Origin of the sequence: Methanosarcina barkeri MS, from assembly GCF_000970025.1 — an archaeon.
Lineage (GTDB): Archaea > Halobacteriota > Methanosarcinia > Methanosarcinales > Methanosarcinaceae > Methanosarcina > Methanosarcina barkeri.
In genome coordinates this window covers 4,349,055-4,363,122 of sequence record NZ_CP009528.1, presented here as the reverse complement: position 1 = coordinate 4,363,122, position 14,068 = coordinate 4,349,055, and the positions used below count along the sequence as shown (strand labels likewise).

Genomic DNA, 14,068 nt, shown 5'->3' with positions numbered 1-14,068 from the left:
TTTACCGAACCATTCCCAGAGCTTAATTCACATAAACTTTATTAGAGGGCCTGAATAACCTATAAGCAGCAAAATTCAATAAAGGACGTTTGGGGCTGAAATACCAGCTTCTTGGAAGCTTTCGAGGTAAGATCATGGCTGATGCTGAAGTAATCACAGCAGTAGGGCGAAATAAAAAACCCATTAAAGCGGGAGATGCCGTCAAATACGTAAACAGTGATACGGTCAGCCGCGTAACTGAGATTAAAAAGGACGAGCAGGGAAAGGTATGGGTTCTGCTCGAAAGTACAGATCTATGGTACAGGGAAGAAAACCTGGAACTAACTGAAATTAAAACTACAGAAAAGAAAGAAGAAAGAGAGTTTACAGCCGAGGAACTGGAAGAAAGATTCAGAAAAGAGAGAGAAACAATGCAGGCTTTCGACCTTGGAAAAGCCGGTGGTGGAGGAGCAGGAGGTTAATCCCTCTTGCTGCATTTAAAAATCTTCTCTTTTAATATTTTGATTTTTTCCACGTCTAAAATATTTTCCGGATTTCCAGCATTTTAAGGTCATTTTTCCTGTAATTTGAGGTCATCTTTTCTGTAATTTGAGATCATTTATCCTGTAATTTTATTCTCTGTGCAAGAATACATTTTCCACCGTGTCTACCGCCCAGAGGGTTTTGCGGCGAACCAAGAGAATTCATACACCGAGCCATTACGGCTGCTCCTCTGGCAAGTCCGTCGTCTACGAAGACTACTCTCTCATCGATTTTCGGAGCAATATTCAGATTTTCCAGGCATTTCAAGATCAGTTTGGGTTTGTTCCCTGTAATCCCTGCCCTGCCAGTAATCCCTATAGTTGTATCCTCAAAAACAAGGTTTGCTTCTTTTGCAACTTTAATCAACCTGCAAACCACGTCTGCCATAACCTCATCAATGACAGCAGAAACAACCTGAAGCCCGTGAGTTTTACAGATTTCCATGCCTATGGCACTAAGTTTACCCATGTCGGAACCGTTTACTCCTACATCGCAACCTATAAGTGTCACGCCTAGCTGGTCAGCTGCATCAGGCCTTACAGGCACACTTCCGTATCTAGTTCTGTTCCCTGTAACCTGTTCTATAATAATAAGTTCATGAATGCGCTTTGTATACGCTTCAATCGCTTTAGCCTTCATCTTTAAAGTAAAGAAAGAAGGTGGTTTTTCTTTTTCAAAAACTTCGAGAGCAGTTCCTACTTTTGAGTCCACAATTTTCGAACCCCGAATAATTGCGTCAGGAATTGCCCCGGCATAGCCACAGAAGTTACCCACTGTTTTTGCATACGGTTGATCTGAATTTGTGATCCTGCCATCAAGGGTTGTCCCAAAATCGATTGAGATACAGGGGTTCCTGAAATCAACATCTGTAAGTTTGGCTGCTTCCTTAATCCCTGCAGTTGCAAGCTCTCCTTCCATCTCATTTGCAACGATTTCGACGCCAGTAGAACCTATAGGAGGTAGTACACCGGCTACAGCCCCATCAAAAATTACTTTTTCCAGTTTACTGTATTTCTGGAATTTTTTGGGAATATTTGAAACAGACATTGGTGGGGTCATGTTTTTCGGGGGAACTCCTGCCATCAGGCAGCCATCTGCCAGAGCTTTAATAAACTCACCCACTTCCTCTGGAGAATCAAAACCTGCAACAACTCCAGTGGAACGAACCACAAAGTCCAGATCGGTTTTTATATCCAGACTTGCTTTTTCCATTGATTCGGTCAGGGTTCCACGTACCAGTTCTGCAACGGATTCACGAGTGAGTTCCACACCGGTAAGTGTCCTTCCGAATACGACTTCTCCTGGTTTAGGGGGACGGACATCTCTGGTCATCCGTACGACCTTATTTATAATATGAGTTCTTGCAGTTTCCATATTGGTAGCTGTAAGAATACATTTGGTTGTAGTGTTTCCAACCTCTACGGAAGCTACAATAAAGAAAGGTTTTGACTTAAGGTCAATCAAGCGAACCTGAGGAGATTCTGTAATTCTGGGTTTCAAAGCCATTTTTAATTCCTTCCTAAAAACCTGTGCATAAACTCGATTAAGTACAAAGTACAAATCATTGTGCGAACTTAATCTGAAAACAATACCGACTTATTTGAAGATTATTGAAACCTAATTGAAGGAAGTCAGGATAAATTTATGTTTTTAATATTTAGAAAGCCAGTATTTGAACTCAGATTAATCGGGAAAAGTAGTACTTCTCCAACTTTACAAAAAGATCAACAGGAGTGGATTGTCAAAGGTTTAAAGATGGTATTCATCAAAACCTATAATAACTTTTGCTAAGTACTGTAAATTAGTAATATTATTACATCGGGAGCGCGGAAGGTTACGAATACTCCAGCGTTTAGGTATGAGATGAAGTGAACGCTCGCCCTTTTTATTTTCGTTTAAACCTCTGTACCATCGCTTCTTTGTAAAATAAGGCTTTTAGTACTCCAGTTACGTAGTTGAGAACGAAATTTTTCACTGCCAACTCGTAATTTTGATTTTAAAACTAGTTTATTTATCTACAAACATTGTCTGACAAATTCCTCTGGCATTAGAGTGCGTTTTATGGTTTCTTCAATTGATAAGCCTTTACTCAAGAACCTTTTTACTACGCTTTCCATAGGTTCGCCAACCTCGACAATGTGCATATCAGGATCATAAAATCTGATAACTCGCTGACCCCATGGCTGCTCTTTTAGTTCATGCACATATTCGATGGAGTCAATACCTTTTAGCTTTTGAAGGAAATTATCCAGATCGTCTTCTTCAAAATACAGTTCAGAATTATTTGATTTTTGAACAATATCATTTTTGTTTATATTTATCAAATCTGAAAAATGTGATTTCAAGTGTATAGCAAAGCAGCCTTCAAATGATACATTCTCACCGAAATCGCACTGTACCTTTTGATTAAGGACGTTTTCGTAAAAGCTTCTGGAAGTCTCTATATTATTCACAACAATAAGTGGGCATATAAATCTCATTTTATTTTCTCCTTTTGTAAATAATATGATACCTCTTCTATTGTATTCTTTTGCACTGAGTTATCTTTAAGTGTATTCTCTTCTGGTGCGTTCTCTTCTAGTTTATTCTTCTCCGTGCCAAAAATTACTTGGAACTTGTAAGTTACTTCGGACATTATTAATCCTAGCCTAACAGGCTGAAAGTGTTTTTTCTTAAAGGTTAATAAAAACTCTAAACAAAGTTAAAATCCCAAGTTGTAAAATTCCAAGCTGTTATGCTATTGAAACGGAACGGAAATAACTATAAATTTTATAAATATTTTTGAAAACGTTTCTAAAAAACTTTTAAGCAAAACCTAAAAGGAAATGCTACTATCCGGTTGAAAACTTCAATAGTCCGGTTAAAAAATTCAATGAAAACTCTAGATAACACCTTTAATAAATATATAAAAATTAACAGTTGCTTGCGTTGCAAGCAACTGTACTGATCCTAAATCTGTGCTTTATTCTAAAAAATATTTACTTTCTTCGGTATTTCCTGCATTTTTCCACAAATTTTTCTACCGGGAAGGTAGCAGGGTGAGAATGCATATAGCCTGCCAGGGTGTTGTGCTCTATAATGCCATCAAAACCATCCTGTATACCTTTTCCGCGCAGCATTTCGTATGCAAACTTTGCATCGCGATCGCATTCAGTAATAGAGTAATGGAATTCATGGCCTCTTATATTATGAGAAGAGAAGTTTTTGTCCAGAGGGCGAGCTTCAGTATACCCAAGGGCTTTAAGCCGGTTTGTCATACGTGTGTTTGCAGGCACGACATCTGCAAGTTTATATGTTCTGTTATCGATTTCATATGTCCCGCAGAGGTAAAGAAGGCCACCGCATTCTGCATAGATAGGCAAACCGTCAGCTGCAAGGCCTTTAAGTTTTCTGGTAGTTTCTGACTTCTCAAGGACTTCTGCGTAAAGTTCAGGGTAGCCGCCTCCAAAGTAAATCCCATCCACATCTGGAAGCTCTCCTGCCATTGGGCTGAAAAATTCGACTTCAGCTCCATAATCCCTAAAGGCATCGAACATATCCTGGTAATAAAAGCAAAAAGCAGGGTCCCTGGCAACTCCTATCCTGAGGTCTGCTTCGGATTTCTGGATCTGTCTGATATCCGGAACAGAAATAGGCTCAGCAAGTTCGATCACTGCATCAAGGTCAACATTTTCTTCAATAAAAGCCGCCATTTCCTCAGTATTGTAGTCCTTTTCATGGGCCATGTACAGCCCGAGATGTCTGGAGGGAACCTCGATATCTTTCTTTCTTGGGATCATACCTACAATAGGAATGTTACCCGAAAGTGAATTTCTTACGAGTTCCGCATGCCTTGGGCTGCCTACCTGATTCAGGATAACGCCCACAACCTTTACTTCAGGATCGAACTCAGAATACCCCTTAAGAAGAGCAGCGGTACTCCTGGACATACCATGCACATTGATTACCAGAATTACCGGTAGGTTAAGGGTTTTTGCAATATGCGCGGAACTTGCAATTTCCGTAGAATCAATTCCATCAAAGAGTCCCATAACTCCTTCTACTACCACAATATCCGCATCTGCAGAAGTCCGCGCCACAGTTTGCCCGACTCCGTCAGTGCCCATTATGTATGTGTCCAGGTTTCTTGAAGGGCGCCCGCAAATTGCAGTGTGATGAGAAGGATCGATATAGTCCGGCCCTACCTTGTAAGGCTGAACCTTTAGCTGCCTGTGTTTAAGGGCAGCCATGATACCCATGGAGACTGTCGTTTTTCCGACCCCACTATGGGTTCCTGCAATAAGTATTCCTTTTGTCATCTGCTGGATATTGTTGCCGTTAAAATATATTAAAGCTATCAATCCAGCTATTTTAAGCACTTTGTGATCGCGTTCAATAAAAAAATGAAAAGAAAAAATTTTGAAAAATTTAATGTATTATATCAATTTTAGAATTTCAAAAACACACGCGGTTAAACAGAACTAAACAACATCAAAATTTAATAAAATTAATTAATATTTAGTTCTACAATATGTAAATAATTATAAAATGTAAATAAAGCATTATAAAGCTTTAAATTTATTTTTATCACTTTATTAGTGGTTATGAAGTATTAGATCCATTTTTGTGAATTTTATATAACGTATTTAATGTAAGTATTGTTATATATATAATTGAAAGGATGAATTTTAGTTCCGGATCTTCTTGAGTTAGATGAACAAGATCAGAGGAACTAGAGGAATAAAATGAATTCTAATGGCAAATCAATTGCAAAAATTATGGGATCTATTTTGTTTATATTAATGATCTCAACTTCAATTACCGCAGGAGCATCTTCCTGTGATAATTCTGTAAAGTCTGCAATAGACTGTGAGCAAGCAAATTGTAGCTTCGCAAATTGTAGCTTAACAAATTGCAGCTTAGTAAATTGTAGCTTCGTAAATTGTAGCTCAACAAATTGTAGCTCTGACTTATGTGGCTGCGTTCCTATTGTAGATGGAAAACAGAACAAAGATTGTAACAAGGAATGTACATCTTGTAGTTACGAGTCCGTTACAGACTGTGAGCAAGCAAATTGTAGTTTAGCAAATTGTAGCTTAACAAATTGTAGCTTAGCAAATTGCAGCTTCGTAAATTGTAGCTCAACAAATTGTAGCTCTGACTTATGTGGCTGCACTTCTATTGAAAAAACATGTAACAAAGCTGTAGATACCTCAACAGAAACTTCAACAGAAGACAAAACATGTGGCAATGCTGCAGAAACTTCAACAGAAGACAAAACATGTGACAATGCTGCAGAAACTTCAACAGAAGACAAAACATGTGACAATGCTGCAGAAACTTCAACAGAAGGCAAAACATGTGACAATGCTGCAGATACCTCAACAGAAGACAAAACATGTGGCAATGCTGCAGAAACTTCAACAGAAGACAAAACATGTGACAATGCTGCAGATACCTCAACAGAAGACAAAACATGTGACAATGCTGCAGAAACTTCAACAGAAACTTCAACAGAAGACAAAACATGTGGCAATGCTGCAGAAACTTCAACAGAAGACAAAACATGTGACAATGCTGCAGATACCTCAACAGAAGACAAAACATGTAACAAAGCTGTAGATACCTCAACAGAAACTTCAACAGAAGACAAAACATGTGACAATGCTGCAGATACCTCAACAGAAGACAAAACATGTGGCAATGCTGCAGAAACTTCAACAGAAGACAAAACATGTGACAATGCTGCAGATACCTCAACAGAAGAACAGACATGTAACAAAGCTGTAGATACCTCAACAGAAGACAAAACATGTGACAATGCTGCAGATACCTCAACAGAAGACAAAACATGTAACAAAGCTGTAGATACCTCAACAGAAACTTCAACAGAAGACAAAACATGTGGCAATGCTGCAGAAACTTCAACAGAAGACAAAACATGTGACAATGCTGCAGAAACTTCAACAGAAGACAAAACATGTGGCAATGCTGCAGAAACTTCAACAGAAGACAAAACATGTGACAATGCTGCAGATACCTCAACAGAAGACAAAACATGTGACAATGCTGCAGATACCTCAACAGAAACTTCAACAGAAGACAAAACATGTGACAATGCTGCAGATACCTCAACAGAAACTTCAACAGAAGACAAAACATGTGACAATGCTGCAGAAACTTCAACAGAAGGCAAAACATGTGACAATGCTGCAGAAACTTCAACAGAAGACAAAACATGTGACAATGCTGCAGAAACTTCAACAGAAGACAAAACATGTGACAATGCTGCAGAAACTTCAACAGAAGAACAGACATGTAACAAAGCTGTAGATACCTCAACAGAAACTTCAACAGAAGAACAGACATGTAACAAAGTTGTAGATACCTCAACAGAAACTTCAACAGAAGACAAAACATGTAACAAAGTTGTAGATACCTCAACAGAAACTTCAACAGAAGACAAAACATGTGACAATGCTGCAGATACCTCAACAGAAGACAAAACATGTGACAATGCTGCAGATACCTCAACAGAAGACAAAACATGTGACAATGCTGCAGATACCTCAACAGAAAATTCAACAGAAGAATGTAAATAAATTATTCAGCAAAAATATAACATATGTGTCGGAGAGTATACCTACTCTCCACACAAAGTGTTAGAACGTCCTTAAAGTTCTAGTTTTATCAAAAGTTATAAAACTATTATTGAACAGTTAATCCTTATTTTCGGTTTTAAAAAAAGAATTTTATACTGAACTTAAATAAGCATATTGAGTTTACTTATTTAAGTCTGAAAAATGCTGAATTTACAAGACTGATCTTTGTTCATGTAAATATTCCAATATGTATACATAAACCAATTTCTTGTTCCTATTTTATTTCCTGCAACGACGTTCCTTTTTGTAATAACTATCATGCGTCTTCGGTTAAGTGAAGAATCGTGATCAATTGCGTCAATTTTCTCAGCATTTGTTAAATATTTTAATAAATTCTGAGCTGGAACAGGGTATTGATTTCATTTAAAGAGACCAAAATTTAAGGACGTCTTCTCATGCAAAATCGATAGCTTTCAGGCAAGCAAATTCCTTAACCGATAACCAATGAACTACGATTATATTTTTCTGTGGTTGAATATCCATTAAATTTGAAGAGAATACAGAATCTTCATAGGCTCTTCTTACAATTTCAAAAACTGGCTAAAAATTTAAAAAAGCGGTCCAAATACTTTTATAACATTACAATATTGTTTACAATGTATACTATAGAAATTTAATTTAAGGCTAGTACTCAATTTATTCTCTATGTTTCATGGGGGAAACTTCGGTGAATTTTATTGATTGGCCTGAAAGAAAGGGAGATTTCTCCTGGATCCTTTATTTGTTTCTTTGATAGGATTCAGTAGCTTTCGTTATGAGCAATTTCTCTAAGAATTTCTATAGCCTTGAATGTTGTAGAGTGGATACTATTTGAAAAATCTTATCCGACATTCAGTGAACTGAGCAAGAAATTTGTCTAATTATTTTACAGACAATTTTTATTTTTGTAGACACATGGGTATTTTTACCCGGTTCTTACTCTGCATACTTACTAATTAATCTTTTATAGTGGTCTCAGGTGATATAGATGCTAAAAAGAGAATTAGGGATCTTTTTCTTTGTAAGTTGCCTTATTCTTGCAAGCGTTCCTACCGCTTTATGCTTAAGTCCTGCACCAACTGTTTATGTTGCGGGAGATGGGAGTGGGGATTTTAACTGCGATGGAAAAAATGATCATGTACAGATAAATCAGGCCCTTAAATTTGTGGCAGGTAACTCTAAATACACCACTGTCCACCTCAAGGGTCCTTTTACCTATGTTATTGACGATACTCTTCTCATCGGCAGCAATACTATTCTTGAAGGGGATTCAAACGCTGTTATCAAACTGGTGAACAATGCAGGTTGGGCTACAATGAAACCCATGATCAAGCAGATGAGCAGTTCCGGAAATAGCAACATTGTAATAAGAGGGTTCGAAATTGATGGAAACCATGACGGTAATCCCAAAGTTTCTAAGGGTAAAGGGTACTATAATATGATTTACTTTACTAACTGTAATAACATAAAAGTATACAACATGTATATGCACGATGGGCTTGGAGACGGACTGAGGATAAAATACGGAAAAAATATTAAATTTTACAAAAACAGGATATACAAGCTCGGACACGACGGTTTGTTTGCAATTCAGTGTAAGAACATAAAGGCCTGGAAAAACAGGATAACCTGCAGGACTAATAGCGGTCTTAGAATCTGGAACTCAAACCATGTAAAATTCTACAATAATGTAATCGATTCTTTCTATCACTGGAGTGCAGGTGGGCCAGGGATTCAGATCGAAAAGTCTGCAGGTATTATGGATGATATAGAGATCTATGATAATACTATATCTAACACATATGGTCCTGGAATCTGGCTTTTCAACTATGATACCTCTGCTACCAAAAACCAAGGAAAAAATGTCCACATTTACCATAATGTCTTCTACGGCACAGGTACCAATCCTAGCATTACCTGGGTTGGAGGTATCTTAGGAAGTGGATTCCATGATACTCTAATTGAAAATAATGTTTTTGACGGCGTATACCATGCTGCCATTGTCAGCATGAGTCCTGATGGTTTTTTTTCAAATTATAAGTCAAAATACACGACAATTGTCCGCAACAATATAATTGTAAATACCCAGAAGCGTACAAAGTCCCCTAGTGGGACAGGATATGGAATTATGAATTATCTGTCTGAAACGCATTCCTTTGTTCTGGAAAATAACTGCCTTTACAAAAACTCAGCAGGTAAATACAAAGGCTGCACTTCGAAATCTGACATCTACTTAAACCCATTATTTGTGAGCCAGAAATACCATGATTATCATCTCCAGTCAGTTGCAGGTCACTGGAATGGCAAAAAATGGGTTAAGGATAAAGTTAGTTCTCCCTGTATTGATTCCGGATGTGCCTCTTCGGATTATTCTAAAGAACCTGAAAATAATGGAAACCGGATCAACATAGGAAGATATGGAAATACAATCTATGCTTCACTGTCGTCGAGTTCACAAGTAAAGACTGTGCAGTCTTCGTTAATAAACTCTATCTCTGGAGCTACAAATGAGACTGATGAGGATCTTAACTTTACGGCGGAAGTTTTTGACGTGGACAAAGATAATTTCACATACTCTGAAGATCTTTCTGTCGACACACAGGGTCCGGTTATCGATTCAATCCCCGAAACTACAGTTAATATTGGAGAAACTTTGAACTTTACAGTGAAAGCTTCTGATGTGAATGGAGATAACCTTATCTTTTCGGCATCTGCTCTTCCTGCAGGCGCAAGTTTTGACGAAGCAGGGGTTTTTAGCTGGACGCCTTCCGACGGACAGGAAGGACTATACACTATAGCTTTTGAGGTAAGAGATGGCATTTTCAACGATTCTGAAGTTGCAATAATAAGTGTGGTTGAAGAAGCCTCTTTGAACCTTTCTAACGTGTACGACAACTACCTTTACGAAGTATCTCCTGAAGGTTTTTGTTTGAACAATTTATCTCTCGGATTGGAGGAATGACCGATGCTTAGTAAGTTCTAATAAGCCTAAATAACTCGCAACTTGTGGTAAAACTATCTTTAGTGCATCGATTCAAATTATGAATATATAAGTGAATTTTAAAATCAACGTTGGTCAATGAGTTTCCCACAGAAAACTATAGATGGAGAAGAAGACACACGAATTGAAACCATCTATGTTCATCTGTGTTCATCCGTGATTTATTGAGGATATGTGAAATCAATGCACTAGATATAACAAGCTCTAAGATAACTGGTCTGAATATCTTAAGAGTGTAGCTATAATGGAGTTGCAAGAATAGAATTGGAGCAATATAATTTGGCAGTACTTTTATGATCTGTCAGGTGGTTACGTCTACCTTTCACTTCTCTTAACTTCCGTACTCTTCTCTATTTTTGGTGTTTTTCCCTGGTAATTTTCTACTCTTTATGGAAATTTAATCTATACATTTATGCAGTTGAACTGAAAAATCAACAGCATCAGACCATTAACTGTCTAAACTGTGACTTTAATCCACAGTCTTTGCTGTAATTGATTTTGTTTTTCAAGTGCTTAAGTCCTGTACGTTTTACACCTCGTTTTATACATACAATGATTTATAACACTGTTATCGAGGTGTCTAATTTCCTTTTTTAAGGTAAAAGTAAAAAGTTGACGTCGCCAAAACTATCTAATATATTATTAAAAGAAAGCCTCCTACCAAAAATGAATATCTAAAATTTACTTTGTGAACTTATTCGCTGTGTATATTTAATAAAACGATGTTTTGATTTTGTTTTTTCTCGTTCCAATGACTTATTTGTCCTCTCTAACAATATGGAACTCTTTAAATATTTATCAAGTTTGAACATATATTTTTATAACATTAAGATATAGTTTACAGTGTTGACTATAGAAATTTAATTGAGGGCTAATACTCGGCTTATTCACTATGTTTCATGGGGGGAATTAGGTGAATTCGAGGAATTGGCCTGAAAATCAGGGAGATTTATTCTGGGTCCCTTATTTATTGAATCTTATCGGATTCAGTAGCTTTTGCCATGAATAAATTCTCCAAACTTTTCTATAGCCTTGAATATCTGAGAGTAACCACTATCTAAAAAATCTTACCCAATTTACGAGAAATAGAATACTAAGCTTAAGTAAATTTTGACAAACAGTATCACATTCTGCGGGGGTATTGATACGTCGCCACATGAAAATCTATCTACGAAAATTAACAATATGCGCTGTTGTGATCAATCCCAGGTAATCTTGATATTAAAACGAGAACTAGGAGTCTTTTTATTGGTAGGTTGCCTTATTCTTGCAAGCGTTCCCACTGCTTTATGCCGAAGTCCTGCACCAACTGTTTCTGTTGCAGGGGATGGCAGTGGAGATTTTAACTGCGATGGGAAAGATGATCATGTACAGATAAATCAGGCTCTTAAGTTTGTGGCCGATAACTCTGAATATACCACTGTCTACCTTAAAGGTCCTTTTACATATGTTATTAATGATACTCTTCTCATCGGCAGCAATACTATTCTTGAAGGGGATTCGACTGCTGTGATCAAGCTGGTTGATCACGCAGGCTGGGTTACAATGAAACCTTTGATCAAGCAGATGAGCAGTTCTGGAAATAATAATATTGTAATAAGAGGGTTTGAGGTTAATGTGAACCATGACGGTAACACCGAGTTCGCTAAGGGTAAAGGATATTATAATGTGATTTACTTCCTTTACTGCAATAACGTAACCGTATGCGATATGTATATGCACGATGGTCACGGAGATGGGCTGAGGATAAAATATGGTGAGAACATCGAGTTTTACAACAATACTATCTACAAGCTCGGACATGACGGTCTGTTTACGATTCAGTGTCAGAATGTAGAGGCCTGGAATAATACAATAACCTGCAGGACTAACAGTGGTCTTAGAATCTGGAACTCGAACCACGTAAAATTTCATGATAATTTCATCGATTCTTTCTACCACTGGAGTGCAGGCGGGCCAGGGATTCAGGTAGAAAAGTCTGCAGGCATTATGGATAATATAGAGATTTACAATAATATTATCAATAATACCTATGGCCCTGGAATCTGGCTTTTCAACTATGATAGCTCTTCTGCTACCCGAGACCAGGCAAAAGATGTCTACATCCATCACAATACTTTCTATGACACGGGCACTAATCCTAGCATTACCTGGGTGGGCGGTATCATAACTGGCGGATTTGAAGGCACTGTCATTGAAAACAATGTCTTTGATGGATTATATCACACTGCAATCGCCAATATGTATATCAATAGTTATTCCCCAACCTATGTACCAGAAGGCGACGGATTTACAACAATTGTCCGCAATAACATAATTGTAAATACCAGGTTGCGCACAAAGTCACCGAGTGGGACAGGGTATGGAATTATGAATTACCTGCCTGCAACACATTCCTTTGTACTGGAAAATAACTGTCTTTACAATAACTCAGCAGGTAACTATAAAAACTGCGCATCGACAACTGATATCCATGTAAACCCTCTTTTTGCAGACCAAGAAAACCATGAATACCATATTCAGTCTGTCTCCGGCCGCTGGAACGGAGAAACCTGGGTTAAGGACAAAGTTAACTCTCCCTGTATTGATGCCGGATGTTCTTTCTCGGATTACTCTAACGAGCCTGAAGACAATGGAAACAGAATCAATATCGGAAGATATGGAAACACAATCTACGCGTCTCTTTCAGGAACCTCTTTGAATCTCTCTGAAGAGATGTACGACAATCGTATGCGTGAAGCTTCTCCTGACGATGTTTTTTCGGATAAATCATTTCTTGATGTCGGGGAAATAAGCCGTGTTGGCAGATACAGAGACCTTATATGGTTTAACGTAAGCGAATACACCAATGCTACTGAAATCAGCAGTGCGACTCTTTCCCTTTTCTGGTATTATCCTTCCAGTCCACGGCCAAATAATACTGTTATCGAGATTTACAGGCCTGTTTCCTGGAATCCTGATTATGTAAGCTGGAATAAGAAGAATAAAGACATTGCTTGGAACAACTCAGGAGGAGATTGGTATGATAAAAATGGTGTCCTTCAGGGCAGCACTCCATATGCTACATTAACCCTGAGAGCTAGTAACTTGCCAGATAACCGGTACTATGAGCTCGATGTAACCGATCTTGTAAAAGAGTATGTTGGTGGCAGGTACGAAAATACAGGTTTTCTTATAAAAGCCCGCAGTGAAAGTGATAACTATATCGCCTTCTACAGTGCTGACTGTGGAAACACAAGCCAGGCACCAAAGCTTAATATTGAGAAAAGGGTAACTGCAAATGCAACTATTACTAGCGCAAAAGACAACCGTCTGCGTGAAGCCTCACCTGAGGGCATCTTTTCTGACACATCATTTATCGATGTAGGAGAATTGAGCAATGTTGGAAGGTACAGGGATGTTATATCGTTTAATTTAAGTGAACATGCCAGTGCCACAGAGGTAGACAGTGCGACTCTTTCCCTTTTCTGGTATTATCCTTTCAGCACACGATCAAATGATACTGTTATCGAGATCTACAGGCCTGTTTCTTGGAATCCTGATTATGTGAGCTGGAATAAAAAGAATAAAGACATTGCCTGGAATAACTCAGGAGGAGATTGGTATGATAAAAATGGTGTCCTTCAGGGCAGCACTCCATATGCTACATTAACCCTGAGAGCTAGTAACTTGCCAGATAACCGGTACTATGAGCTCGATGTAACCGATCTTGTAAAAGAGTATGTTAGTGGCAGGTACGAAAATACAGGTTTCTTTATAGAAGCCCGCAGTGAAAGTGATAACTATATCGCCTTCTACAGTGCGGACTGCGAAAACATGAGCCAGGTACCAAAATTGAATCTGGTGTATAGGTAAGATTTACATTCTCAAATAAAAATTTCCATCACTTCCGATCTGATAATAAATTTCTGCCGTCGGATGTTTT

General features: G+C 38.0%; 7 protein-coding genes. 4 read left to right on the top strand and 3 right to left on the bottom strand.

The genetic code is table 11. From position 1 onward, the window contains the following. Positions 1-134 precede the first annotated feature (134 nt). The gene (locus tag MSBRM_RS17885; RefSeq protein ID WP_048123635.1) at positions 135-461 is read left to right on the top strand and encodes a DUF2098 domain-containing protein; all 327 of its coding nucleotides are present in this window, start codon (positions 135-137) and stop codon (positions 459-461) included. Between the two features lie 133 nt (positions 462-594). Here the strand turns inward: MSBRM_RS17885 and MSBRM_RS17880 are convergent, their stop codons facing one another. The 3 genes from MSBRM_RS17880 to MSBRM_RS17870 form a co-directional block, all read right to left on the bottom strand. Beyond that, positions 595-2,028 (bottom strand): methanogenesis marker 14 protein, encoded by a 1,434-nt coding sequence (locus tag MSBRM_RS17880; protein WP_048122407.1) that lies wholly within the window; start codon positions 2,026-2,028, stop codon positions 595-597. Between the two features lie 509 nt (positions 2,029-2,537). Further along, entirely contained in the window at positions 2,538-3,002 is a 465-nt protein-coding gene (locus MSBRM_RS17875; protein WP_048156545.1) for a glyoxalase/bleomycin resistance/dioxygenase family protein, read from the bottom strand. 498 nt (positions 3,003-3,500) lie between these two features. After that, complete coding sequence (locus MSBRM_RS17870; RefSeq protein ID WP_048157195.1) at positions 3,501-4,820, bottom strand: cobyrinate a,c-diamide synthase; 1,320 nt, start codon at positions 4,818-4,820, stop codon at positions 3,501-3,503. Positions 4,821-5,246: 426 nt separating this feature from the next. Between MSBRM_RS17870 and MSBRM_RS17865 the strand changes: the two genes are divergently transcribed. From MSBRM_RS17865 to MSBRM_RS17855, 3 genes are all read left to right on the top strand, one after another. Further along, positions 5,247-7,103, top strand: a complete 1,857-nt coding sequence (locus tag MSBRM_RS17865) for a midas domain-containing protein (protein WP_048156542.1) — start codon at positions 5,247-5,249, stop codon at positions 7,101-7,103. Between the two features lie 1,027 nt (positions 7,104-8,130). Continuing rightward, the gene (locus MSBRM_RS17860; RefSeq protein WP_048122404.1) at positions 8,131-10,104 is read left to right on the top strand and encodes a right-handed parallel beta-helix repeat-containing protein; all 1,974 of its coding nucleotides are present in this window, start codon (positions 8,131-8,133) and stop codon (positions 10,102-10,104) included. 1,224 nt (positions 10,105-11,328) lie between these two features. Beyond that, the gene (locus MSBRM_RS17855; RefSeq protein ID WP_080941605.1) at positions 11,329-13,998 is read left to right on the top strand and encodes a disaggregatase related repeat-containing protein; all 2,670 of its coding nucleotides are present in this window, start codon (positions 11,329-11,331) and stop codon (positions 13,996-13,998) included. The last annotated feature ends 70 nt before the right edge of the window (positions 13,999-14,068 follow it).

Coding starts and splice junctions, on each gene's coding strand:
- MSBRM_RS17880 (WP_048122407.1), bottom strand. CDS start 2,028: ATGGCTTTGAAACCCAGAATTACAGAATCTCCTCAGGTTCGCTTGATT.
- MSBRM_RS17885 (WP_048123635.1), top strand. CDS start 135: ATGGCTGATGCTGAAGTAATCACAGCAGTAGGGCGAAATAAAAAACCC.
- MSBRM_RS17865 (WP_048156542.1), top strand. CDS start 5,247: ATGAATTCTAATGGCAAATCAATTGCAAAAATTATGGGATCTATTTTG.
- MSBRM_RS17860 (WP_048122404.1), top strand. CDS start 8,131: ATGCTAAAAAGAGAATTAGGGATCTTTTTCTTTGTAAGTTGCCTTATT.
- MSBRM_RS17855 (WP_080941605.1), top strand. CDS start 11,329: ATGCGCTGTTGTGATCAATCCCAGGTAATCTTGATATTAAAACGAGAA.
- MSBRM_RS17870 (WP_048157195.1), bottom strand. CDS start 4,820: ATGACAAAAGGAATACTTATTGCAGGAACCCATAGTGGGGTCGGAAAA.
- MSBRM_RS17875 (WP_048156545.1), bottom strand. CDS start 3,002: ATGAGATTTATATGCCCACTTATTGTTGTGAATAATATAGAGACTTCC.